Genomic DNA, 24,424 nt, shown 5'->3' with positions numbered 1-24,424 from the left:
AACATCAAGCGTCCTGCTTGCGGCGATGGCGGGTAAGGCCGGCGACGATATCCTGTGCCGAGATGGTGCCGACGATCGCACCGTTTTCAACGATGCCGATACTGCCTGGCTGGCGAGCAAGGGCATCGAGCACATCGACGAGCGGGGTCGCGGCGCGGGCCGTGGCGCTGACGCTCATGCCGGCGGCGGTCTGGCCGAGGCCGGGCTGCATCACGTCGGCCGCCGTCAGCATATTGATCGGATTAAGGTTCTGCACGAAATCCGCGACATACTGGTCGGCTGGGTTCTTGACGATGTCATGCGGCGTTCCGCATTGGATGATGCGGCCGCCTTCCATGATGGCGATGCGGTTGCCGATGCGGAAGGCTTCGTCGAGATCGTGGCTGACGAAGAGGATGGTCTTCTTCAGCCGCCGCTGGAACTCCAGGAGTTCGTCCTGCAAGCGGGTGCGGATCAATGGATCGAGGGCCGAGAAAGGCTCGTCCATCAGCAGGATCGGGGCGCCGGTGGCAAAGGCGCGGGCAAGCCCGACACGCTGCTGCATGCCGCCTGAGAGTTCGTTGACCTTGCGGTCCGCCCATTTCGTCAGGTTGACGAGCTCAAGCTGCTCGCCGACGCGGACCTTGCGTTCGGCCTCCGGCATGCCCGCGAGCTCGAGGCCGAAGCCGACATTGTCGGCGACGGTGCGCCAGGGTAGGAGGGCGAACTGCTGGAACACCATGGAGACGGTGTGGGTGCGCAGGTCGCGCAAGGCTTTGGCATTGCATCTGTAGGGGTTGACGGAGCCGGTGGCCGCCGAGACTGCGACATCCCCGCGTACAACGGGCGCGAGCCCATTGACGGCGCGCAGCAACGTCGATTTGCCGGAGCCGGACAGCCCCATCAACACCAGGATCTCGCCTTCCTCGATCGTCAGCGAAGCATTGGCGACGCCGAGCACCAGCCCGGTCGCGGCGCCGATTTCGTCGCGCGTTTTGCCCTGGTCGACCATGGCGAGTGCTGTTTCCGGCCGGTCGCCGAAGATGATGCTGACATTGTTAAAGCTTACCGCGGTCATGCAGCGCCTCCTTCACCCGCCGTGCGGAACATCCGGTCGAGAATGATTGCCAGGATGACGATGCAGAAACCCGCCTCGAAACCCTTGGCGATATTGACGGTGTTCAGCGCACGAACGACGGGCACGCCAAGCCCGGGAGCGCCGACAAGGGCGGCGATGACGACCATCGATAGCGACAGCATGATGGTCTGGGTGAGGCCCGCCATGATCTGCGGCGTGGCGAAGGGAAGCTCGATCTTGCGCAGCACCTGTATCGGCGTCGCGCCGAAGGCGACGGCGGCTTCGACAAGCGACGGCGGCGTCGAGATGATGCCGAGGCGCGTCAGCCGGATCGGCGCGGGAATTGCGAAGATGACGGTCGCGATCAGCCCCGGCACCATGCCGAGGCCGAACAGGATCAGCGCCGGGATCAGATAGACGAATGTCGGGATGGTCTGCATGAGATCGAGCACCGGGCGCATGGCGGCATAGACCCAAGGGCGGCGGGCGGCGGCAATCCCGAGCGGAATGCCGATCACCATGCAGACGAAGGTGGCGGCAAGCACGAGGGCGAGCGTCTCCGTCGTTTCCTTCCAATAGTCCTGGTTCACGATGAGCAGCAGCCCGAGACAGGTGAAGACGGCGACCGCGATCGACCGGCGCAGCCAAAAGGCGATGGCGGTGATGGCAGCGATGACGATCAGCGGATGAGGCTTCTGCAGCACGAAGAGCAGGCCGTCTATGGCGCTCGACAGCAGGAAGGCGATCTGGTTGAAGAACCATTCGCCGTTCGAGGTCAGCCAGTCCACGAAGGATTTGGCCCAGGGGCCAACGGGAATCTTAAATTCGGTGATCCAATTCAAGGGGCGCGCCTATCCAGAAAACAACAATCGGACAAAAATAAAACGGGGCGGCGAGCCGCCCCGTTCATATCATCAGAGACCGAGGCCGGTCTTGGCAGCCGCCAGCGCGTCGCCCTTGCCGTCGCGGGTCTTGACGCCGGCGAGCCAGGGCTCGATCGCCGAGGGGTTCGCCTTCAACCATTCGGAAGCTGCAGCCTCCGGCTCCTTGCCGTCGTTGAGGATCTTGCCCATGATGTGGTTCTCCATGTCGAGGGAGAACGTCAGGTTCTTCAGCATCGCGCCGACATTCGGGCATTCGTCGAGGTAACCGGCCCGCACATTGGTGTAGACCTTGGCGCCGCCGAAATCCGGACCGAAGATATCATCACCGCCGGTGAGGTAGGTCAGCTTGAAGTTGGTGTTCATCGGATGGGGTTCCCAGCCGAGGAAAACCACAGGCTTGCCTGATTTGTCGGCACGCGCGACCTGAGCGAGCATGCCCTGCTCGGAGGACTCGACGACTTCCATATCCTTCAGGCCAAAGGTGTTCTTTTCGATCATGTCCATGACGAGACGGTTGCCGTCATTGCCGGGCTCGATGCCGTAGATCTTACCGTCGAGATCGTCCTTATGGGCGGCGATGTCCTTGAAGTCCTTGATGCCGAGCTCGGCACCCTTGGCGTTGGTGGCGAGCGTGTACTTGGCGCCGACAAGGTTCGGGCCGAAGGATTCAACCGACTTGTCTTCGAGGTAGGGACGCACATCCTTTTCCTGCGTCGGCATCCAGTTGCCGAGGAAGATGTCGATGTCCTTGTTCTTCAGCGAAGTGTAGGTGACCGGCACCGAAAGGACCTTAACATCGGTCTGATAGCCGATGCTCTTCAGGACGACGGACGCGGTGGCGGTGGTGGCGGTAATGTCCGTCCAGCCGACGTCCGAAAAATGGACGGTGGAGCAGCTGTCGGGATCGGCGGCGAAAGCAGTAGTCGCAACGGAGAGGGCGGCGACGGCAGTTGCAGTAACGAGTTTGAACGTGCTTGTTGTTTTCATTTTAGACTCCCAGTCTTTAAGTTCCCAAGCCAACCACCAATAGCCGAGTTTGACAAGCGACCTCAGTGCGTTTGCGGCGTATCGACCCATGCGATTGCGACGTCGGCGGTTTTTTCGCAGCGCCTTGTTTTCCGACCGCTCGGCGATTTTCGGGCTGGGATTCCTGTGATTATCGCTTTCAGGGGGCTTTCCTTTGCCGTTGTGAGCTTTCAATAAACCGATCAAGGAGAGATCGGATGGCAAAACTCTATTTCAACTACTCGACGATGAACGCCGGCAAGTCGACGATGCTGCTGCAGGCCTCCTATAATTACCAGGAGCGCGGCATGCGCACGGTGCAGCTGATTGCTGCTTTCGACGAGCGCACCGGCCGCGGCGTCATCGGCTCGCGGATCGGGCTGGAGGCGAGCGCCATTCCTTTCGAGCCGCACGAGGACCTGTTCCGGCTGATCGCGACGCTGAGCGGAGAAGGGGCGCCGATCGCCTGTATCTTCGTCGACGAGGCGCATTTCATGACGCCTGTCCATGTCTGGCAGCTTGCCCGCGTCGTCGACAGGCTCGGCATTCCTGTGATGGTCTACGGGCTCAGAACCGATTTCCAGGGCAAATTGTTTCCGGCCTCGCAGGAGCTGTTGGCGATCGCCGACGAAATGCGCGAGGTGCGCACGATCTGCCATTGCGGGCGTAAGGCGACGATGGTGGTGCGGCTCGACGCGGCGGGGAAAGTGCTGCATGAAGGCGCGCAGATCGATGTCGGCGGCAATGAGAAATATGTCTCGCTCTGCCGCAGGCATTGGGATGAAGCGATGAACGGGGCCTGGGTCGCCGAGCCGGTCTGAAGCCGCATGCCGCCTGTTTTCTTTGGCGCGGCAAGCAATGTGCTTTCTAGTTTGCGTCATTCCGGACGGAAAACCGCTTCGCACTTTTCCCGGAATTGCTCTAGCTTGGGCAGCACGAGATTCCCTGGAGAGGCCTAGTGCGCAAACCTCCGCCATTCGACAGCCAATACGAAGCTGCAGGCAGCCTTGCCGAGAGGATTGCGGCTGACGGAGCCTATTGCGTGGCTGCGATCAGCGCCTTCAACGGCGATGACGCACGTTCGGCCGACGATGTCTTCCTCGAACAGAATGCTCGCTTCCAGGCCCATATCGCCGATACTGCGGCGCTCGACGCCCTGCAGGCCGGTCTTGTCTTTTCCCTCGACCGGCTGACGGCCGAGGTTTCGGCCGATCTCGACAGTTTCCGGGGGCTGACGCTGCGCGAGAAGATGGCCGGCTGGGTGTCGCGCCAGCGGATGTGGCGCATGTATACCGAACGCGTGCGCGAGGCGCCCGTCATCGAACGGCTGCTCGACCTTTTGACGAAATCGGACGCGCTCGCCAAGCTAATCGCCGGCCAGCGCGCTTCGATCACCGAACGGCACAGGGCCGCCGAACGCGGTCTCGTCGACATCGTCGAACAACGGCGCCGGCTGGTCGATTCCATCGATCTCGCCCGCCTCAAGATGAGGGAACTCAATGCCAAGGCGCTGACGACGCAGGGCCGCATCGGCGTCTACGGCAATAGGGCGCATTGGGAGCAAATGGAGGCGGAGCGGCGGGCGCTGAAGGCGGAAGCCGAGCGCATTTCCGCCGAGGAGCACGAGATGCGCGACGACAGTCAGCGGCGCGAGCGTTTCATCGGCCTGTTCCAGTCCTTTGTCGATTCGCTGAATGGCCGGATCGCCGCCTCCAACGTGCTGCTGCGCAAGCTGATGATCGACGTCGAGGAGCGGCTGATCATCTACCAGGCGCAGGTCGATACCGACCGGCCGGGCATGAAGATGCGAATCAAGCCGGAACTCTTTCCCGATATCGCCGCCCCGATCAGGCTGTTCGAGAAGGGCATGCTGGTCGCCCAGGATCTGGAGCGGCGCAAGAGCCGCGCCGATCTCGAATTCGCCGGCAGGTTCCCGGCCTATGCCGAACCGCCGGAAACATCGGGAGCGCCGCTGATCGACACGGCGCCCAGGTCCTTCCGTTTCAGCCTGCCCTTTCTGCGTTCCTGAGCCTCGGGGCCTGGTTCGCACCTTTTCCGCGATGCTTTCATTCGGAAAATCGAAGGGCTCGTGTTGTGCTCGGCCTACCGAGCGCATATGTGGGATGCAGCGGGGCGGCAATGTCCCGATGTTCGCCTCGCCTGACAGGAGACGACGATGCTTGACCGGATAGCCGGTTTTTTCAGGCTGATCGGCCAGACGATCGGCCGCTGGGCCCGCTTGTTTTCCGCCTGGGCCTTCTGGCCCTTTCTCGCCGCGCATGGCTGGTATCAGCGCCGGAGCTGGATGATCCGACTGCCGGTCATCGCGCTCGTGGCGCTATTCGTCGTGCTATACGGCTATTTTTTCTGGCAGACGCAGGTCTGGTCGAATTTCAACACGGCATTTGTCGACCAATACCGGCTTTCCGAACGCAAGGTTGCCGCCGGACAGGAAGTGCCAGCCGCCGAGGGAAGCAGCACCACGGCTGCCAAAACTTGCCAGCGCTCGGCCATCGTCGACGTCGTGGCCGATTTGACCGATTTCAATGTCAACCAGAACGCATGGATTTCCTCCATGCTGCTCTACAAGATGGGCTTCTTCGGCATCGACTGGGATCACACACCCTTCCTCGACAACAAGGCCTCGTTCCAACGCGGCGTCAACCAGGCGGTTCGGCGAACTTCGGCGGAGCTCGTCGATACGCTCGGGCGCGTGCGCGGCACGTCAGGCATCAACAACGATTTGCAGAGCGCGCGCGGTAATCTTCAGTTCGATGAACACAGCTGGTATTTCGGGCTCAATCCCTTCGGGCCGAAAACGCCGACGCCCTCCTATTACCGCTCGGCGGTCGGCAGCCTGCGTAAGTTCAACACCGATCTTTCCGCCTGCAATGCTATTTTCGACGGCCGCGCCGACAATCTCATGCAGTTCATAGACCGCATCGCCAACGATCTCGGCGGGACCTCCGACATGCTCGCCGAGCGCTCGGAAAACCACAATCGCGGCTGGTTCGATACACGCGCTGACGACCGGTTCTGGTTCGCCTACGGCCAGCTTTACGGCTATTATGCCATCCTTGCCGCAGCGCAGGCGGATTTCTCGCAGGTCGTGCAGGAGCGCAATCTTGGAGCGGTCTGGAGCGGCACGACGCGGCAGTTCCAGGCGGCACTGCGCATCCAGCCGGCGATCATCTCGAACGGGCGCGAAGACGGCTGGATCATGCCGAGCCACCTCGCCACGATGGGCTTCTATATTCTCAGAGTGCGCTCGAACCTGGTGGAAATCCGGTCGGTGCTTGATCGCTAAAGGGTTCTCGACTTAGCGGGGTAGCGTATTGTCCTCGAAGCCGACGACGCGCAGTTTCTCGACGAACTCATAAGTGATGCCGACGATGCCGCCGCCGCTTTCGTCGTCGCGAAAGCGGCCGACGCTGCGCACCAGCTTGTAGCCGCCAAGCCGGTTGTTCGACGCGATAGACGAAATGGAAGCCGGCGCCGTGACGGCTCGCCTCTTCGAAGGTCTGGGCGATCAGGCTGCGATCCTCCTCGTGGATGCGCTACATCAGCGCCGCCAGGTTGACGGGGCCATCGCTATAGGGGAGGCCGAAGATCGTGTGGACATCCTCGCTTGCGAAGAAATGTCCTGTCTCTATGTCGATGCGCCAGAGGCCGAAGAGGCGATAGGCTGCAAGCATCTGGACGATGTCCGCATCGGTGATGCCGATGTGGGGGCGGGATTGATCTGCCCTGTCAATGACGGGCTGTTCGAAGCGAAGAGACACGATACGCCCAGATCACGGGACGACGTTCCGACTCTCTTCCGATTCCTCAGTTGATCAGTTTCAACCGAATTGCCTTGGCCACCAACTGGGTACGATTGACGCAATCGAGTTTTTTGATCGCGTTCGTCATATAGGCGTTCACCGTATGGTCCGAGAGTGTCAGGATCTGGCCGATTTCGATCGAGGTCTTGCCCTGGGCGGTCCAGCGCACAACTTCCAGCTCTCTGATCGACAGCACGTTATGCGCGCATTCCTCATTGCGCTTGACCGCATTGTATGCATCGAGTGCATGCAGAATGATCATTGCCAGTTCGTTGACCTCGCTCTGGCCAAGTGCGGCGCGCTCGCCGCAAAACCAGAAGACCAAGCGCTGGCCATCGGCCGCAATGGTCGGCATGGCAACGCCTGCCGGTATGGCGTGGCGCAGCATCAAGGCACGCAGTTCGGCCGGGAAAGCCTGACCATTGACGGCGTCGTTGAGGTGCCAGACCGGAGGGACCGCGGACTCCCTCAGCCGCAAGCCAAAAGGACAGCCACGCATCATGTGGGCGCGGTCGAACTCCCTGATATAGGCGGCCGGAAGCGAACTTTCGATCAGCAGGGGTTTCAACAGGAGGTCTTCCGGAGCGGGGGCGTGCATCAGCGTCGCATGCGACAATCCGAAGGCTGTCGAGACCCTGCCCAGCGCCTGCGCAAACAGGCTGCGCGTTCGTGCAGCCGCAAGCTCTGAAGAAAGCAATGACTGTCTTTCAGAGGTGGTCATGTAAGACATTTGTACGCCCCCGGCAGCCCCAATGTTAACGCTATCAAACACAGAAATGCCGTGGGATGCTAGTCCCAATTGCCTTGGTGCAAGCCGATTAATCCAAATTGTGAAGAATTAGTGACAATTACGCGCGCCATGGTTGAGTTGTCGTCGGTGTTAGTAGCGTTATGGTATCGGTAACATCTTTCATGGCTGAATAACTGTGAGTTTCGCCTATGGCGGATAGGAAGAGAATCACTTCGGGAGAAAGCTCGGGCGGTAATCGCCATCGAAATCTGGCTTGCTGCGGTTCGGTGCAATTGCTAATCGTATTCTCATGTATGACCGAGGCGATTTAATCGTGCGCTTTCCAATTTTTGTTTTTAGCAAGCATCTGTTATCTCTTATATTACTTGTCCTATTATTTTTGAGCTTGCCGATCGGTCCCGCGATCTCGGAGGCTGCCGAGCAGAAGAAGCAGGCGGGGCAGCCGCCGATGCGTTTCATCATCGTACGCAGCCTCCTCTGCATGGAAGACTGTCCTGAATGGATATCGGCAGAGGGGCGCATCACCTCCGATACTCCCACCCAGCTCCGAAAAGTTCTGAAGAAAATCGGGGATCGGAAATTGCCGGTGGTCTTCCTGTCGGAAGGTGGCGAGGTAGATGCCGCCTATGCGATGGGCCGGATGATCCGCAAGGCCGGCCTGGAAACAGCCGTAGGAGGCACGCGACTGAAGGATTGCCCAGCGGACGATACGCGCTGCGCCGCCGCTATCGCAAAGGATGGTAGCTCGGTCGGCGTCACCTATTCGGATGGCGCATACTGTTTTTCCGCATGTCCCCTGGCCTTCGCCGGTGGCACCTCGCGCGTCTCGTCGCAATGGGCTTTCATCGGCGTCCACCAGATCACGACCGTCTACAAGAGGGAGCGTGTCTCCTATCGCATCGAATACAAGATCGTGAATGGCAAGAAGAAGGAAATTTCCCGCAAGGAGGTTGGACGCAAATCCGCGGGGCAGAGCAGTTCCACTAAACTTGGAAAGAAGGCCGCCGCTGCCCTGACGGGCTATTTGAAGGAAATGGGCGTCAGTGCCGATCTGATCGCTTTGATGATGAGTACCCCTCCTGATCGCATCACTATCGTACCGCCCACAGATGCACTTCGCATGGGGCTGAACACCGACATGCTGGCTTACAATGAGTGGCCGGGCATGCCGCTCTGCGCGCCAGGTGCAGCCGCCGAGGCCGTCTGCCACGGCCATCCGGCGGTCGAAGCCCCCGCGGCGGCCGAGGCGCCCGCGCAGGCTGTGGCCGCAGACACGAGCGTGAAGCTGCCGACCACCCATCCGATGGATTTTCTGCTGATGTCCAATGGCAACTGCGAGGACGAGTGCACCCAGTGGATTTCTGCGGATGGAGACATCACGCCGGAGACGCCGGCGCGGTTGGAGGCGATCCTGAAGACGCTCGGCGGAAGAAAGCTGCCGATCGTCTTTCAGTCCAATGGTGGGGACATGGATGCGGCTTTCGCGATGGGGCGGATGATCCGTGCTGCAGGTCTGGAGACCTCGATTGGCAGAACGCAGTTGCCGAATTGTCCAAAGCTGGATCCGCTTTGCAAAGCCGGCATCGCCGAAAACGGACCGACCGAGGGCGAAGTCTTTGCCGGCCGTGCGTCCTGCCTTTCGACCTGTACTCTGGCCCTGATGGGAGGAAGGCCGCGGGTTGTCGGATATTCCTCTATCGGCCTCGTCAGACCTACGGCGGCTGAATATAGGGAATTCTTCGCCTATTTCGACGAGATGGGCGTCAGTGCCGAGGCATACGAGACGATGATGCTCACGACATCAATTGAGCGAGGGACTATATTTCGTACTCAGGCGCTCGAGCTTGGCATCATCAATGGTATCATCCCTGATGATGAAGAGCCCGGCTTGCATGTCTGTGGACCGGAGGCGAAGGAAAGCCTTCGATGCCACAGAAAAGCTGAGGCGAAGATCGTGCCTGCTGCTTCGGTCAATTGATCTCAGGACACGAAAGAAGCATAGCTCGGCGATTGCGGCGGGCTGTTGCCTTGTTCACCCTTCGAAGGCGCCTCTGTGCCGTCCTCTAAGTCTTATCCTTCAAATCATTCTTCGACGTCACGCTCATCAGCTTCTCCAGGAAGCCGAGCATGACGGCGGAGGCGACGAAAGCGAGGTGCATCAGGGTCAGCCACATGATCTTGCCGTCGGCAAATTTGTCGGCATTGAGAAAGACCTGCAGTAGATGGATGGAGGAGATGGCGACGATCGAGGAGGCGACCTTGATCTTCAGGCTGCCTGAATCGAGCTTGCCGAGGAAGGAGACCTCGTCGCCAGCCTCACTGGCCTCGTCGAAACGGCTGACGAAATTCTCGTAGCCCGAGATCATCACCATGACGATCAGGCTTGCGACGAGGGCCGCATCGATCAGGCTGAGCATGGCAAGGATCATCTCCGCCTCGTCGAGGGCGAAGACGCTGGAAGCGATCTTCAGCAGCTTGTAGCCGAAGGAAACCGCGTAGACGGCGAGCGCCGCTACCAGGCCGATATAGAAGGCGACGAGGATCCAGCGGCTCGACAGAATGATGCGCTCGATGATGAGTTCCAGTGTTTTCATGTCTTCACCCTGTAAAACCGCGATCGTTGCCCGCCACATAAACATCCGACGTGGCGGCCGCAAGGCGCAGCGCTATTCACACCTTGCCGATATTTCGCTATCCCGATGAAGGGAGAACAAATGCCTCCGCTCCCGCGGAGGTTGGGACGGGGAACATCTATGCCATCACTCAAGTCCGATATCGAAATCGCGCGCGCCGCGGTCAAGAAACCGATCGTCGAGATCGGGGCGAAGCTCGGCATTCCGGTCGAGCAACTCGCTCCCTATGGTCACGACAAGGCGAAGATCAGCGCCGAGTTCATCGCCGCGCAGGCAGGCAAGAAGGACGGCAAGCTGATCCTCGTCACCGCGATCAACCCGACGCCGGCCGGCGAGGGCAAGACGACGACGACCGTCGGGCTCGGCGACGGGCTGAACCGGATCGGCAAGAAAGCCATCGTCTGCATTCGCGAGGCTTCGCTCGGCCCCTGCTTCGGTATCAAGGGCGGGGCGGCCGGCGGCGGTTATGCGCAGGTCGTGCCGATGGAAGACATCAACCTGCATTTCACCGGCGATTTCCATGCGATCACCTCGGCGCACAATCTGCTGGCGGCGATGGTCGATAATCACATCTACTGGGGCAACGAAGAGAATATCGACATCCGCCGCATCACCTGGCGGCGGGTGATGGATATGAACGACCGGGCGCTCAGGAGCATGGTCTCCTCGCTCGGCGGCGTCGCCAACGGCTTTCCGCGCCAAGGCGGCTTCGACATCACCGTCGCCTCCGAGGTGATGGCGATCCTCTGCCTCGCCACCGATCTCAAGGATCTCGAGCGACGGCTCGGTGACATCATCATCGGTTACCGCTTCGACAGGACGCCGGTGCATGCGCGCGATCTGAAAGCCGACGGCGCCATGGCGGTGCTGTTGAAGGATGCGATGCAGCCGAACCTTGTGCAGACGCTGGAGAACAATCCGGCTTTCGTGCATGGCGGGCCTTTCGCCAACATCGCCCATGGCTGCAATTCGGTGACGGCGACAAAGACGGCGCTGAAGCTCGGCGACTATGTGGTGACCGAAGCGGGATTCGGGGCTGATCTCGGGGCTGAAAAATTCTTCAACATCAAATGCCGCAAGGCCGGGCTGAAGCCGGATGCGGCCGTCATCGTCGCGACCGTAAGAGCGCTGAAGATGAATGGCGGGGTGAAGAAGGAGGATCTCGGCATGGAGAACGTCGCGGCGCTGAAGAAGGGCTGCGCCAATCTCGGCCGGCACGTCGCCAATGTGCGCCGCTTCGGCGTGCCCGTCGTCGTGGCGATCAATCAATTTGTCTCGGATACCGATGCCGAGATCGCGGCGGTGAAGGAATTTGTCTCGAGGCTCGGCGCCGAGGCGATCCTCTGCCAACATTGGGCTAAAGGTTCGGCCGGCATTGAGGAGCTGGCGCATAAGGTGGTGGAACTGGCCGAGTCAGGACAGGCGAAATTCCAGCCGCTCTATGGCGACGACATTTCGTTGTTCGAGAAGATCGAGATCGTCGCCTCGAAGATCTACCATGCCGGCGAAGTGACAGCCGACAAGGCGGTGCGCGACCAATTGCAGACATGGGAGGAGCAGGGCTACGGCAAGCTGCCGGTCTGCATGGCGAAGACGCAATATTCCTTCTCCACCGATCCGAGCCTGCGCGGCGCGCCGGAAGGCCACATCGTCACCGTGCGGGAAGTGCGGCTTTCGGCGGGAGCCGGCTTCGTCGTCGCCATCACCGGCGAGATCATGACAATGCCCGGCCTGCCGAAATCGCCCTCGGCGGAGCGGATTTTCCTGAATGATCAGGGTTATATCGAGGGGTTGTTCTGATCCGGTGACGGCTTACCAAAGCGCTCGACCAGATGGCGCTGCCGACGCTTTTCAAAGTCTGGATCGATAAACAGCCAGATGAAAAGGCTTTGCAGCGTGCCGAGGAACAACATTCCTATGACAAAGAGCCAACGCAATTGACCGGTAAAGATGAAGCCGACAGCGACGATCAGGAGAACTGCGATGATGTTCGCTATGATCTTCATTTGTCGCTGACCCTCCACCCATTTTGCAGCTCTATGTGGTTATTTCGGCGTATGGCTCAAGCGAGGATCGCAGCCACTGAATGATCAGTGGCAATAACGATAGCCGCCCTTCCGCTCGATCACGTCGAGGTGGAAATGCGTTTCGTGGGCAGCGTCGCTTTCGGGGTCGAGGACGGTGGTGAAATAGAGGCAGCCGGCGGCGCTGACGGTGCGTTGGAAGGCGCCTGTCAGCGTCGGATCCTCGCGGCGGGAGCGGACGGCGACATCCTCGCCCTTTTCGAAATGGAAGCTTGCAATGTCGATGGCGTTGCCGCGGGCATGTTCGGAGATCTTGCCGGTTTCGCCGTTGTTGCGCAGGCGGCACATATAGGCCGTAGCCTGATTGACTGATGTGATGCGGCCCTGTTCCGGCAGGGCGGCGGCGGCGGCGGGGATGACGCTCTCCTTTATCCAGCGGGCGAGGGCAAGGGCTGTCGGGCAGCGGATCGTCGCCTCCGGCTTGAGCTTGATGCCGGGCAGGGGTTCGGAGACGATGATCGGCTTGTCGATGCCGCAGCCGTTGCCGTCGTCGATGCGCGGTGTGTCCTTGAAGACGACGCCGAGTGCCTGGAGTGCCGCAGTGCATTCGGCGTGATCGGCATCGCTTTCGGGTTCGATTGTCAGATGCTGCTCTTCGAGTGTCTGCTCGGCAGGTGGCTTGTCGTCTTCCGCCGGCGGCTGCGGGCTTTTAAGCCCGCCTGGCGGTAGCGGCGGACCTTGCATCGATTCTGCAGGCTCCGGCTTTGACCGTTCAGGCTTTGCCGGTTCGGTTGGTGGCGCCGGCGGCTGCTCCGGCGCCGGCGCTTCCGGCTCCTTCACATCAGGCTTCGGCTGAGGCGCGGGCACATCATCCGGCGCAGGCGGTTCGGTCTTTTCGGGGAGCGGGGCGGGGGCTGTCATATCCCCGGCGTCCGGTCGAGCTTGCGGTAAGGGGCCGTGCGGGGGCAGGCGGGCGCCGGCAAGAAAGGCGGTAGCGGCGAGGATCGCCAGTATCGAAAGTTTTCTCAACGCATCCGGTTCCGTCATATCGATAGCGCGGGGGTATAACGCATTGTGGCGGTTTTCGTTGCAATTACGCAACGTCCGGCAAGATCATTAAAACTCGAATATAATATTCAACATAAACTTCTGCCTTATCTTGACATAATTCCTCATGTTTTTTATGCGGCGAAAAGAAGGCGAAGTTCTGCGCCTTCATCCGCAAAGCCCAGCCAGCCCCTCGAGCGTTCGCCGCGCCACGACCAGCCAGCCCGGTAATCATCATGAGAGGGTAGGTTATGATCGTCCGGTATTGGCGTTCAGTTCTCTTGGTCTGCACGGCAGCCACAGTTGTTCTTCCTGTTTCGCAGTCTTTTGCGCAAAGCGCTCCGGCAACGGCACCACAAGCCGCGGCGGAAGACAGCACCGTCCTGCAGAAGATCGTCGTCAAGGGCAAACGCGTGGCGCCAGGCAGCGTCGCCGACACGCCGCTTGCGACGGAGATCACCGACAAGCAGCTCGACGAGAAACAAATCACCAATCTCGAAGATCTCGGTCGCAGCGTCGATCCCGGCGTGAATTTCTCGCGCGGGGATGCCGGCGTCAATCTGCGCGGCCTTTCCGGCGCACGCATCCTGACCGTTGTCGACGGCATTCCGATCCCCTATCTCTCGAACAGTTCGCGCCAGGGTGCGTTTGCGCCGGCCAACGCCAATGGCGGCGGCGACACGTTCGATTTCAACTCGCTCTCGTCGCTCGATATCGTGCGCGGCGCGGATTCGAGCAAGGGCGGCTCGGGAATGCTCGGCGGCGCGATCGTCGTCAATACGCTGGAGCCGGAGGATATCATTCCTGAAGGCCGCGACTGGGGTGCGATCGTCAAGTCGACTTATGACAGCGATGACAGCAGCCTTTCCGGTTCGGCCGCTGCCGCCAAGAAGATCGGCGGCACATCGATCCTGTTTCAGGGCGGCTACCGCAAGGGCCATGAACGCGACAACATGGGCGACAACGACAGTTACGGTCGTTTCCGCACCGAGGCGGATCCCGCCGATTTCGACCAGCACAACCTGCTCTTCAAGCTTCGCCAGGAATTGGAAGGCGGTCATCGCATCGGTCTGACGGCGGAACGGTTCCGCCGCGATCTCAAGACCGACCTGCGCGAACTCCAGGGTGTTGCTCCCCGCACCTTCCTGACCGACAATTATGACGGCCGCGAACTGCGCGACCGCGATCGCGTATCTCTCGACTACGATTACGAAGCACAGTCTTCGGATGCATTCTTCACCAGCGCCCGGGCCACCCTCTATTGGCAGGATCTGAAGAAGGAGTCGGGCAGCAAAGGACGCACGTCGGCCAATGTCGCCTACGGCCGCAACAACGAGATCGAAAATAAGACCTGGGGCTTCAACGGCACTGTTACCAAGGACTTCGAATATTCGAACGTCCGCCATTCGGTGAAGGCAACCCTCGAAGCGACGACGTCGGGCTGGAGCCAGTACAGCTCTGCGCTTTGCCCGACGCCGACGACGTGCCCTTCGCTCAACAACCAGTCGGAAGTACCAGACGTCGACAGCAAGACCATCGGCCTGTCGATCGAAGACAAGATCGAATTCGCAGATACGAATTTTGCGCTGACGCCAGGCATTCGTTTCGACTGGTTCAGCTATGATCCGTCGACGGGCGGCGGTTTCGCCAGCAATCCGGCGCTTGCCAAGTTCGGTACGCTGTCCGACCGCAGCGATCAGCATGTTTCGCCGAAGGTGCTCGCCACCTACGAACTGACACCCGATGTGCAGCTCTACACCCAGCTGTCGTCGGCCTTCCGCGCCCCGACCGTCGACGAGCTCTATAGTCGCTTCTACAATGCGGGCGGCAACTATGCCCAGCTCGGCAATCCCGACCTGAAGCCCGAGACCGGCTACGGTGTCGAAATGGGCGCCAATTTCGACACAGGCGATTTCAACGGTCGCTTGGCGCTCTTCCACAACCGCTATCACAACTTCATTGAAACGAAGACGAGCGTAAACGCCTCCACCGGCATCACGGAGTTCAACTATGCCAACGTCAGCAGTGTGACGATCTCGGGTGTCGAAGCGAGCGCCAACAAGACGTTTGACAACGGCATCAACCTGCACGCAGCACTTGCCTATGCCTATGGCAGGAACGAGGAAACCGCTCAGCGCCTGCGCTCGGTGGCGCCATTCAAGGCGATCGTTGGCGGTGGTTGGAGCAACGAGGCCTTCGGCTTCGATGTTTCCTCGACGCTTTCGGCGGGCATGCTCACCGACCATCTGAATACCGTCGGCACGAAGCCCGACACGACCTTTGATGCGCCCGGTTACGCGGTCGTCGATCTAACCGGCTGGTGGACGCCGGAGCAGGTGCCGGGACTGCGCGTGCAGGCCGGCGTCTACAACATCTTCGACCAGGAATATTACAATGCGCTCGCCGTGCGCGACGTCAACTTGAGCTCGACAGCAACGCAGCCGCGCGAATGGTATTCCGAGCCCGGCCGCACCTTCAAGATCTCGCTGACCAAGATCTTTTGATCCAGGGTATGAACCCAGACGACATCGCATGGGGTGGCTTTCGGGCCGCCCTTTTTCAATCCCGCAATCGCCTCTTGCGCGGCGGCTGATCTCAGGCTAACAATTTTTCTCATGATCAAGTCCTTGAACATTGCTGTTTGGTGGTGGGCTCGCTAAGGCGGCCTCGACCAATCGTGTCCAAAGACGACGACGAGTGAGCCGCCCGAAACTTCGAGGCGGCTTTTTTGTTTTATCGCCGCCTGTCGTCCGGGCCCCGATAACGGAGTGGAACAATGGTAACGATCCTGCGGGATGATGGTGCGGAAATCTACGAGACCAAGGGCGGCATATCCGTCACGCGGCAGCGGCGGGCAATCCCTTACGGCGATGCGGTCTCTTCCTATATCGACAAGCTCGACGAACGCCGCGGCGCCGTGTTCTCGTCGAATTACGAATATCCAGGCCGCTATACGCGCTGGGATACCGCGGTCGTCGATCCGCCGCTCGGCATCTCCTCCTTCGGGCGCGACGTCTGGATCGAGGCCTATAATGAACGCGGCGAGGTGATCCTCGGCTTTGTGACCGAACGGCTGAAGACGGTGTCCGACCTGGTGCTCGGCGCTTCCTCCGCCCGCCGCCTCGACCTTTCCGTCAAGGTGCCGGACCGGGTGTTCACCGAGGAAGAGCGCTCGAAGATTCCGACGGTTTTCACCGTGCTGCGTGCCGTGACCGACCTCTTCTATTCGCAGGCGGATGCCAGCCTCGGGCTCTACGGCGCCTTCGGCTACGACATTGCCTTTCAGTTCGACGCGATCGATCTGAAGCTGACGCGGCCCGCGGACCAGCGCGACATGGTGCTCTACCTGCCGGACGAGATCCTCGTCGTCGACAATTACGCCGCCAAGGCTTGGATCGACCGCTACGACTTCGAGAAGGGCGGCCTCTCGACCGAAGGCAAGGCAGGCGATATCGCACCGGAACCCTTCAAGCACACGGACGCCATTCCGCCGAAGAGCGATCACCGGCCAGGCGAATATGCCGAGCTCGTCACCAAGGCGAAGGAAAGTTTCCGCAAGGGCGACCTCTTCGAAGTCGTGCCGGGGCAGAAATTCATGGAGCGCTGCGACAGCAAGCCTTCCGACATCTCCAGACGGTTGAAGGCGATCAATCCGTCGCCCTATTCCTTCTTCATCAATCTCGGCCATCAGGAATACCTGGTCGGCGCATCGCCCGAAATGTTCGTGCGCGTTTCGGGCCGCCGCATCGAAACCTGCCCGATCTCGGGCACGATCAAGCGCGGCGACGATCCGATCGCCGACAGCGAGCAGATCCTGAAGCTTCTGAACTCCAAGAAGGACGAGTCCGAACTCACCATGTGCTCGGACGTCGACCGCAACGACAAGAGCCGTGTATGCGAACCGGGCTCGGTCAAGGTGATAGGCCGCCGGCAAATCGAGATGTATTCGCGCCTCATCCACACGGTCGACCATATCGAGGGGCGGCTGCGCGACGATATGGACGCCTTCGACGGATTCCTCAGCCACGCCTGGGCCGTCACCGTTACCGGCGCGCCAAAACTCTGGGCGATGCGCTTCATCGAGAGTCATGAAAAGAGCCCGCGTGCATGGTATGGTGGGGCGATCGGCATGGTCGGCTTCAACGGCGACATGAATACCGGCCTGACGCTGCGCACCGTGCGCATCAAGGACGGCATCGCCGAGGTGCGCGCCGGCGCAACGCTGTTGAATGATTCCATTCCAGAGGAAGAAGAAGCTGAAACAGAACTGAAGGCCTCCGCCATGCTTTCTGCTATCCGCGACGCCAAAACGGGCAATTCCGGCAAGATCCAGCGCGACGTCGCAAGCGTCGGCAAGGGCGTCAGCATCCTGCTCGTCGACCATGAGGACAGCTTCGTTCACACGCTGGCCAATTATTTCCGCCAGACGGGGGCGACGGTTTCGACCGTGCGCACGCCGGTGCCGGAGGAAATCTTCGATCGGCTGAATCCGGACCTCGTCGTGCTGTCGCCCGGACCCGGAACGCCCAAGGATTTCGACTGCAAGGCGACGATCAAGAAGGCGCGGGCGCGCAGCCTGCCGATCTTCGGCGTCTGCCTCGGTCTGCAGGCGCTTGCCGAAGCCTATGGCGGGGAGCTACGCCATCTGGCCCTGCCGATGCACGGCAAGCCCTCGCGCATCCGCGTGCTGGAACCGGGCATCGTCTTCTCCGGCCTGTCGAAGGAAGTGACGGTCGGCCGCTACCACTCCATCTTCGCCGATCCCTCGACGCTGCCGCGCGAGTTCATCATCACGGCGGAAAGCGAGGACGGCACGATCATGGGTATCGAACACGAAAAGGAGCCGATCGCCGCGGTGCAGTTCCATCCGGAATCGATCATGACGCTCGGCGGCGATGCCGGCATGCGGATGATCGAGAATGTCGTGGCGCATCTGGCGCGTAAGGCGAAGACGAAGGCGGCGTGATTGCAATCCGCCCGGCCCTCTCTGCTTGCGGGAAGGGCTGGGCGTTCAGGAGTGGCGTCGAGCGTGTCCTTCGAGGCTCCGGCCTTCGGCCTCCGGCCTTCGGCCTACGCACCTCAGGATAAGGGATGTTGCAGGAAGCCGCGCCCGAATAAGCGGCGTGGAGATGCCGTGACAAGGCCGCTGCTGAGGCCCGAGAGCCCATAGGGCGATGCCTCGAAGGGCGAGGCGAGTATTCCGAGGTTGACTTTATCAGGCAAATCAGAACATTTCAGGAACGATCAATCGGAACCCATCGCCGTGGCCAATGCTGAAAAGTTCATCGTGCTCCCTTACCGCAAGAATCGCGGCAATCTCGTGCCCGGCGAAATGCGCCAGGCGTCGAATTCCGTCAGTGCGGAAAAGATCGCTTCGGCGATGGCTGAGCGGTTCGTCGGCGTGGCGGCCTATGCCGTGATCGTCGACGAGGAAACCGGCGACATGTCCTCGCCGCGACTGCTTGCCCGATATGGCGAGATTGCCGATCTCAACGCCGCTTGAGGCGCCGTTTTTACCATGGAGACGTCGCTTTACCTGCCGGTCAAAACCTTCCTGGAGGCGGCTGGCTATGTCGTGAAGGGCGAGGTCGGCGGATGCGATCTCGTCGGCCTGAGCGAGGGCGAGCCGCCGGTCGTGGTGGTCTGCGAACTGAAACTTTCCTTCAACCTCGAACTGCTTCTCCAGGCGGTCGACCGCGCCGCTATGAGCGATGAAGTCTGGATCGCGGCCCGCGTTTCGGCCAAGGGGCGCGGGCGGGAGGCCGACCGGCGCTATCGCGATCTCTGCCGGCGGCTCGGTATCGGCATGCTCGGTGTCTCCGACGGCGGCGAGGTCAGCGTCATCGTCAGCTCCGTCTCGCCGATGCCGCGTACCAATCCGAAGCGGCGGACACGCCTCGTCAGGGAGCATCAGCGCCGCCGTGGCGATCCGGCCGTCGGCGGCGGTTCGCGGGCGCCGATCATGACCGCCTACCGTCAGCAGGCGCTGCTCTGTGCTTCGGCACTCGAGCAGGGACTGAAGCGGCCGCGGGAGATGAAGATGCTTGCCCCCAAAGCCGGGCCGATCCTGCGCGACAATGTCTACGGATGGTTCGAGCGCGTGGAAAAGGGCATCTACGCTCTGACACCGGCGGGGCAGGCTGCCCTGTTGCGGTGGCCGCAAGCTGGGCTTTCCGACCCAGCTTCCTGAGCCGGGCTATGGCTGGCGCCCGGGATCACGCGGCGGGCCTGGCTCCGACTGAGGATGGCGAGGCCTGTGAACGGCGCGTCATTCCCTTTGACAAATCCTGCGTCATCGCCCATATCACCCTCAACTGAACCGCCTGCGCGACATTCGCGTGGGCGGTTTTGCGTTTCCACGGCTGAAAAGCTGCAATTCATTCGCAACCGCAGGGGAACGATATGAGTGACAACGGCGATCTTACGGTTCGGAAGCTGGCGATGTGGGGAATTCCGCTGTCGCTCGGCGTGATGGGACTGAAGATGGTGGCCTGGTGGGTCACCGGCTCGGTGGCGCTGCTGTCGGACGGGCTTGAATCGACGGTCAACGTCGTTGCCGCCTTCATCGCCTTCTTCGTCATCCGTTACGCGCAGAAGCCGGCCGATCACGACCATCCTTTCGGCCATCACAAGGCGGAATATCTGTCTGCCGTCACCGAGGGCGTGCTGATCGTCGTCGCCGCCCTGCTGATCGTCAACGAGGCTGTCGGTTATCTCGCCGAGCCGCGCATGCTCGATGCGCCGGGGCTCGGCCTTGCGATCAACTTGGCGGCCGGTGCCATCAATGCGGTCTGGGCGCGGCTGTTGATCCGGACCGGACGCAAATACCGCTCGGCGGCGCTCGCAGCCGACGGTCAACATATCATGTCCGATGTGGTGACCTCCGTCGGCGTGCTAATAGGCCTGTTGCTGGCGCTGGCGACGGGTTATGCGATCTTCGATCCGGTGCTTGCCATCCTCGTTGCGGTCAACATCCTCTATCAGGGCTGGAAAGTGATCTCGCAATCGATCGGCGGGCTGATGGACCAGGCGGTCGAGCCGCAGGAGGAGGAGGCGATCAAGGAGGCGATCGCCACCCATGCGGCGGGCTCGATCGGCGTGCATGACCTCAAGACGAGGCGGGCCGGCACCGTCACCTTCATCGATTTTCACATGGTGGTGCCGGAAGCTATGTCCGTGCGGCAGGCGCATGATATATGCGACCGCCTTGAGGATGCCATCAGGGCGGTGCATGAGGGCGCCAAAATCGCCATTCATGTGGAGCCCGAGGGCGAAAAAGCCCATGGAATCCGTGTCAAAGTCGTCAAGGAGGCATGATGCCGAATACCGATGTTTCCAGCCTGTCGATGCTGGGCCAGCAAACCGAAACCGCCAAATCGCCTGAGGAGGCGGTGCTTGAAAAAGTGCCGTCCAATCATGCCGGCACCGATTACGTGGTGCGCTTCACCGCGCCGGAATTCACGTCGCTCTGCCCGATGACCGGGCAGCCGGATTTCGCCCATATCGTCATCGATTACATTCCGGGCGAATGGCTGGTGGAATCGAAGTCGCTGAAGCTCTTCCTGCACTCCTTCCGCAACCACGGCGCCTTCCACGAGGATTGCTCGGTCTACATCGCCAAGCGCATCGTCGAGCTGCTTGACCCCAAATGGCTCAGAATCGGCGCCTACTGGTATCCGCGCGGCGGCATTCCGATCGACGTCTTCTGGCAGACGGGCAAGCCACCGGAAGGTGTGTGGCTGCCGGAGCAGGGCGTTGCCACCTATCGCGGGCGTGGGTGAGCCACGGCGCCGCCAAAGGCGGCAGCAATCGATCCAGTGGATCGATTGCAGTGGCGAACGCCCCGAGCCTTAGCGAAGGGCCGGGCAACGGCGCGGCAACTGAATACAAACTGCCGCCCATTCTCCGGCTATTACACCTCAAACATCCGTGACGTCGTCGCCGGACGAATCATCGGAATAATCGTTGCCGTCGTCATAATCGGCCTGCTGCACGTTGGCGTCGTCCTTGTCATCGGCGGCGTTGTCCGAAGCCTGGCGGCGGTCGTCATTGCCATAAAAATTGTTGATGACGGTTTCCTCGGTCGGCGCGCTGGCGTTGCCGAAGGGGTTGGCGCCGAAGGGTGAGCCCCAGCCGAGCGAGGACATGTGGTTGCCGAAGATGCCGCTCAGCGAATTGGCCAGCAGCATGCCGCCGGCAACGCCCGCCGCCGTGCCGAGCGCGCCGCGCAGGAAGCTGCCGCCGGCCGATGGCGCAGGGGCCTGCTGGCTCCAGGGGCCGCTCGGCTGCTGCGGCATCTGCCGGACGTCGCGGTCGTAGCCGCGGGAATCGTCATAGCCGCGGGAGGGCTGGCCCCAGGGGCCGGGGTTGGAGGGGACAGGCGCGGGCTGCTGCGTCTGCGTATTGCCGAAGATCGAGCTCAGGAAGCCGCCGCCCTGTTCGGCCTGGCGGTGTTCACTGGCGCCGGCTTCCAGCTGGCGGACACGCTCATCGAGTTCCTTGATATGGTTGGCGGCCGCCTCCAGCCCTTTTTCCTGAACGATGACGGCCTGGGCCAGATAATAGGTGGCGGAAGGTTGCTCGCGCGTTGCCTGGTCAATCAGGGCTTCGGCGTCGCGGTCGCGCGGCTGGGCCGCAGCGGTGCGTACGCGGTCGAAGAGGGCGGTCAATAATTGGCGTTCTTCCGGTGACATATCCTGCCTCCTGTTGATCTTATATAGCGTTTGCCGCTTGAGCGATGAGGTAGGAACCGATTCAGGCTTTTCAAAGCCTTTCACCGTTACATTTCAGTAAGGCTTGCAGAACGGCGCGCGGCTTCTTAAGGATATCTGCATCGCTTCGGTGCCTTGTGTTTTTCCCGCATTGTTTTAGGCATTGAGTCGCACTATGTGCGAGGAACCCGAATTCATCTCCAAGAGGTTCGAATGAACGACGAAGACCAGGACGACAAGACGAAGGAACTGCCGCTCGGCAAGGAAACGGAGGCGAATCTTTTCAAGTCGCGTTCGATCTTCATCTACGGACCGATCAATCAGGAATTGGCGCAGAAGGTCTGCTCGCAGCTCGTGGCGCTTGCCGCGGCCAGCGACGACGACATCCGCATCTATGTCAATTCGCCCGGCGGCCATGTCGAATCCGGCGATTCCATCCATGACATGATCAAGTTCATCAAGCCGAAGGTCTGGATGATCGGCACGGGCTGGGTCGCCTCGGCCGGCGCGCTGATCTATGTCGCCACTCCGAAGGAGCGGCGCCTCTGCCTGCCGAACACCCGCTTCCTGCTGCACCAGCCCTCCGGCGGCACGCGCGGTATGGCATCCGACATCGAGATCCAGGCGCGCGAGATCATCAAGATGAACGAGCGCCTGAACAGGATCATGGCGGAGGCCACCGGCCAGCCGCTCGACAAGATCGCCAAGGATACGGATCGCGACTACTGGCTGTCGGCCGAAGAGGCGAAGGACTACGGCCTGGTTTCGCGGGTCGTGACCTCGCAGGCCGATATCTGAGTTTTCTCAGCCGAAGCTGCCAAGAACCGCCCTTGCCCGCTGACCGCAGGCGAGGGCGTTTTGTTTTGGTCGGCATGGAGAGGCCGGCCGATCTGATGACGCGGGCGCTGAACGGAAAGGGCTGAATCCGGACTTGCATGCGCGGCAATCCTCATGCTCCATGCGCCATTCCGCAGCCGCGAGTCCTGCCATGCTCAAAGATTTTTCCGTCCAGGCCCTGTTCATGGGGCTGCTGACCGCCTTCGTCGGCTCCGCCAGTTCCTTCGCCGTCGTGCTGCACGGGCTCGAGGCAGTCGGCGCGACGGATGCGCAGGCGGCGTCCGGGCTGATGGCATTGTCGATCTCCATGGGCGTCTGCGCGATCGTGCTCAGCGCCGTGACGCGATTGCCGATCAGTATCGCTTGGTCGACGCCGGGTGCGGCGCTGCTGGCAAGCACCGGGGCGATCGAGGGCGGCTTCAATGCGGCGGTCGGGGCATTCCTGATCTGTGCCGTGCTGATCGTCGTCGCCGGGCTGTTCAAGCCGCTTGGCCGGGCGGTTGCCGCCATTCCCGCACCGCTTGCCAATGCGATGCTTTCCGGCGTGCTGATCGGCCTCTGCTTCGCGCCGGTGAAGGCAATCGGCTTCAATCCGCTGTTCGGGCTGCCGATCGTTGTCGCCTGGATCGTCGTCGGCGCCTTCAAGCGGCTTTGGGCGGTGCCGGCAGCACTCGCGGCTTTCGTGCTGGTGCTTGCCTTCGGCGTCGATATTCCCGACGGCGCCTTCGCCTCGCTCGAGCGATCGTTGGTGCCGACGGCTGAAATCGTCCGGCCGGTGTTCAACCTTGCCGGTCTCGTGTCGATCGCGCTGCCGCTCTTCATCGTCACCATGGCCTCGCAGAACATTCCCGGCATCGCCGTGCTGAAGGTCAATCACTACGATCCGAAGCCCGGCCCGCTCTTTGCCGTCACCGGCTTCTTTTCGCTGCTGTCGGCGCCGTTCGGCGGCCACGCCGTCAATCTGGCGGCGATCACTGCGGCGATGTGCGCGGGCCAAGATGCCCATGCCGATCCGAAGCGCCGCTACTGGGCATCGCTGATCGCCGGTGTCGGTTATATCGTCCTCGGCTTGCTGGCCGGCGCGGTGACGGCCTTCGTCGCCTTGGCGCCTCCCATCCTGATCGAGGCGGTGGCGGGACTGGCGCTGGTCGGCGCCTTCTCGTCCTCGGCAATGTCGGCCTTCCAGGCGCCGGAATCGCGCGAGGCCGCGGCAATCACCTTCCTAGTCACCGCTTCCGGCATTTCCTTCGGCGGCATCTCAGGCGCCTTCTGGGGGTTGATCGCCGGCGGCCTGATGCTCGCGCTGTCGCAACTGGTGAAGATGGTGAAACAGCGGTCTCAGTCGACGTGACGGAAAGTCGCCGCGCCGCGAGGGCTTGCCAGTTCCACCGCCCAAGGTTATAAGCGCGGCCATGAAGACCAATGGCGCCAAGATTTCCGAGACGATTGCACGCGGCCGCATCGCCCTGCGTGACAGCTCGCGCGCCCTGACCTCGCTTCTTCTCCTCGGCCTTACGCGCGGTTGCCGGGTCCTTTGAGGAGCGCCCGGCGGCCGAAAGCCCGCCCGGCAATCGCTCCTCGCGACTCACTTTCAAAATTGACCTAACGACCGACGAAGGTCCGCATTTGTTTATCGCCAAGCCCGATGTGA

At 61.3% G+C, this 24,424-nt stretch carries 23 protein-coding genes and 1 pseudogene; 14 read left to right on the top strand and 10 right to left on the bottom strand.

The window, feature by feature from the left end; all coding sequences use genetic code 11:
• Positions 1-4: 4 nt before the first annotated feature.
• The 3 genes from choV to QMO82_RS17085 all read right to left on the bottom strand — a co-directional run bounded on the left by choV (position 5) and on the right by QMO82_RS17085 (position 2,928).
• Positions 5-1,057: a choline ABC transporter ATP-binding protein gene (choV, locus tag QMO82_RS17095; RefSeq protein ID WP_183607989.1), complete on the bottom strand. Its 1,053-nt coding sequence runs from the start codon at positions 1,055-1,057 to the stop codon at positions 5-7.
• A complete protein-coding gene (choW, locus tag QMO82_RS17090) occupies positions 1,054-1,899 on the bottom strand; it encodes a choline ABC transporter permease subunit (protein ID WP_017961531.1) in 846 nt (281 codons plus the stop codon). Before choW ends, choV begins: the two co-directional genes overlap by 4 nt.
• Positions 1,900-1,971: 72 nt before the next feature.
• The gene (locus tag QMO82_RS17085; protein ID WP_183607990.1) at positions 1,972-2,928 is read right to left on the bottom strand and encodes a choline ABC transporter substrate-binding protein; all 957 of its coding nucleotides are present in this window, start codon (positions 2,926-2,928) and stop codon (positions 1,972-1,974) included.
• Between the two features lie 236 nt (positions 2,929-3,164).
• On the opposite strand from QMO82_RS17085, the gene QMO82_RS17080 reads away from it, so the two are divergent.
• The 3 genes from QMO82_RS17080 to QMO82_RS17070 all read left to right on the top strand — a co-directional run bounded on the left by QMO82_RS17080 (position 3,165) and on the right by QMO82_RS17070 (position 6,253).
• Positions 3,165-3,767, top strand: coding sequence for a thymidine kinase (locus QMO82_RS17080; protein WP_183607991.1), 603 nt, complete (start codon positions 3,165-3,167; stop codon positions 3,765-3,767).
• Between the two features lie 137 nt (positions 3,768-3,904).
• Positions 3,905-4,975: a hypothetical protein gene (locus tag QMO82_RS17075; protein ID WP_183607992.1), complete on the top strand. Its 1,071-nt coding sequence runs from the start codon at positions 3,905-3,907 to the stop codon at positions 4,973-4,975.
• 147 nt (positions 4,976-5,122) lie between these two features.
• The gene (locus tag QMO82_RS17070) at positions 5,123-6,253 is read left to right on the top strand and encodes a DUF2333 family protein (protein ID WP_183607993.1); all 1,131 of its coding nucleotides are present in this window, start codon (positions 5,123-5,125) and stop codon (positions 6,251-6,253) included.
• Positions 6,254-6,265: 12 nt separating this feature from the next.
• Here QMO82_RS17070 and QMO82_RS17065 read toward each other — a convergent pair.
• Together QMO82_RS17065 and QMO82_RS17060 are read right to left on the bottom strand one after the other, a co-directional pair.
• A pseudogene (locus QMO82_RS17065) lies at positions 6,266-6,728 on the bottom strand (PAS domain-containing protein).
• 46 nt (positions 6,729-6,774) lie between these two features.
• A complete protein-coding gene (locus tag QMO82_RS17060) occupies positions 6,775-7,500 on the bottom strand; it encodes a LuxR C-terminal-related transcriptional regulator (RefSeq protein ID WP_183608349.1) in 726 nt (241 codons plus the stop codon).
• Positions 7,501-7,810: 310 nt separating this feature from the next.
• Here QMO82_RS17060 and QMO82_RS17055 point away from each other — a divergent pair, with 310 nt between their 5' ends.
• Positions 7,811-9,499, top strand: coding sequence for a hypothetical protein (locus QMO82_RS17055; protein ID WP_183608350.1), 1,689 nt, complete (start codon positions 7,811-7,813; stop codon positions 9,497-9,499).
• 85 nt (positions 9,500-9,584) lie between these two features.
• On the opposite strand, the gene QMO82_RS17050 is transcribed toward QMO82_RS17055, so the two are convergent.
• On the bottom strand, positions 9,585-10,115 hold the full coding sequence (locus tag QMO82_RS17050; RefSeq protein WP_183607994.1) for a TIGR00645 family protein: 531 nt from the start codon (positions 10,113-10,115) through the stop codon (positions 9,585-9,587).
• Positions 10,116-10,274: 159 nt separating this feature from the next.
• Here QMO82_RS17050 and QMO82_RS17045 point away from each other — a divergent pair, with 159 nt between their 5' ends.
• Positions 10,275-11,954: a formate--tetrahydrofolate ligase gene (locus tag QMO82_RS17045; RefSeq protein ID WP_183607995.1), complete on the top strand. Its 1,680-nt coding sequence runs from the start codon at positions 10,275-10,277 to the stop codon at positions 11,952-11,954.
• Here the strand turns inward: QMO82_RS17045 and QMO82_RS17040 are convergent.
• The 3 genes from QMO82_RS17040 to QMO82_RS17030 all read right to left on the bottom strand — a co-directional run bounded on the left by QMO82_RS17040 (position 11,933) and on the right by QMO82_RS17030 (position 13,526).
• On the bottom strand, positions 11,933-12,160 hold the full coding sequence (locus QMO82_RS17040; RefSeq protein ID WP_183607996.1) for a hypothetical protein: 228 nt from the start codon (positions 12,158-12,160) through the stop codon (positions 11,933-11,935). The genes QMO82_RS17045 and QMO82_RS17040 overlap by 22 nt on opposite strands.
• Before the next feature lie 84 nt (positions 12,161-12,244).
• On the bottom strand, positions 12,245-13,225 hold the full coding sequence (locus QMO82_RS17035; protein WP_246718300.1) for an extensin family protein: 981 nt from the start codon (positions 13,223-13,225) through the stop codon (positions 12,245-12,247).
• Positions 13,226-13,271: 46 nt separating this feature from the next.
• On the bottom strand, positions 13,272-13,526 hold the full coding sequence (locus QMO82_RS17030; RefSeq protein WP_272781926.1) for a hypothetical protein: 255 nt from the start codon (positions 13,524-13,526) through the stop codon (positions 13,272-13,274).
• Between QMO82_RS17030 and QMO82_RS17025 the strand changes: the two genes are divergently transcribed.
• The 6 genes from QMO82_RS17025 (at position 13,507) to queF (ending at position 21,006) form a co-directional block, all read left to right on the top strand.
• A complete protein-coding gene (locus QMO82_RS17025) occupies positions 13,507-15,729 on the top strand; it encodes a TonB-dependent hemoglobin/transferrin/lactoferrin family receptor (protein WP_272781927.1) in 2,223 nt (740 codons plus the stop codon). The two genes, QMO82_RS17030 and QMO82_RS17025, sit on opposite strands and share 20 nt — an antisense overlap.
• Positions 15,730-16,001: 272 nt before the next feature.
• Entirely contained in the window at positions 16,002-18,191 is a 2,190-nt protein-coding gene (locus QMO82_RS17020; protein ID WP_183607999.1) for an anthranilate synthase, read from the top strand.
• A gap of 297 nt (positions 18,192-18,488) precedes the next feature.
• Positions 18,489-18,728: a hypothetical protein gene (locus QMO82_RS17015; RefSeq protein ID WP_003561395.1), complete on the top strand. Its 240-nt coding sequence runs from the start codon at positions 18,489-18,491 to the stop codon at positions 18,726-18,728.
• Positions 18,729-18,743: 15 nt separating this feature from the next.
• The gene (locus tag QMO82_RS17010) at positions 18,744-19,415 is read left to right on the top strand and encodes a DUF2161 domain-containing phosphodiesterase (RefSeq protein WP_183608000.1); all 672 of its coding nucleotides are present in this window, start codon (positions 18,744-18,746) and stop codon (positions 19,413-19,415) included.
• Positions 19,416-19,627: 212 nt separating this feature from the next.
• Entirely contained in the window at positions 19,628-20,542 is a 915-nt protein-coding gene (gene emfA / locus QMO82_RS17005) for a CDF family cation efflux transporter EmfA (protein WP_183608001.1), read from the top strand.
• A complete protein-coding gene (gene queF, locus QMO82_RS17000) occupies positions 20,542-21,006 on the top strand; it encodes a preQ(1) synthase (RefSeq protein ID WP_183608002.1) in 465 nt (154 codons plus the stop codon). The genes emfA and queF overlap by 1 nt, the downstream gene beginning before the upstream one ends.
• A 138-nt stretch (positions 21,007-21,144) precedes the next feature.
• Here queF and QMO82_RS16995 read toward each other — a convergent pair whose 3' ends face one another.
• Positions 21,145-21,918, bottom strand: a complete 774-nt coding sequence (locus tag QMO82_RS16995) for a DUF2076 domain-containing protein (protein WP_183608003.1) — start codon at positions 21,916-21,918, stop codon at positions 21,145-21,147.
• A 231-nt stretch (positions 21,919-22,149) separates the two neighbouring features.
• Here QMO82_RS16995 and QMO82_RS16990 point away from each other — a divergent pair, with 231 nt between their 5' ends.
• The 3 genes from QMO82_RS16990 (at position 22,150) to QMO82_RS16980 (ending at position 24,311) form a co-directional block, all read left to right on the top strand.
• Positions 22,150-22,734: an ATP-dependent Clp protease proteolytic subunit gene (locus QMO82_RS16990; protein WP_183608004.1), complete on the top strand. Its 585-nt coding sequence runs from the start codon at positions 22,150-22,152 to the stop codon at positions 22,732-22,734.
• A 160-nt stretch (positions 22,735-22,894) separates the two neighbouring features.
• Positions 22,895-24,124, top strand: coding sequence for a benzoate/H(+) symporter BenE family transporter (locus tag QMO82_RS16985; protein WP_183608005.1), 1,230 nt, complete (start codon positions 22,895-22,897; stop codon positions 24,122-24,124).
• Between the two features lie 61 nt (positions 24,125-24,185).
• Complete coding sequence (locus tag QMO82_RS16980) at positions 24,186-24,311, top strand: hypothetical protein (RefSeq protein ID WP_272781933.1); 126 nt, start codon at positions 24,186-24,188, stop codon at positions 24,309-24,311.
• The last annotated feature ends 113 nt before the right edge of the window (positions 24,312-24,424 follow it).

Source organism: Rhizobium sp. BT04 (assembly GCF_030053135.1).
In the GTDB taxonomy this organism is placed as follows: Bacteria; Pseudomonadota; Alphaproteobacteria; order Rhizobiales; family Rhizobiaceae; genus Rhizobium; species Rhizobium binxianense.
This window is presented reverse-complemented; position numbering and strand designations above follow the sequence as displayed.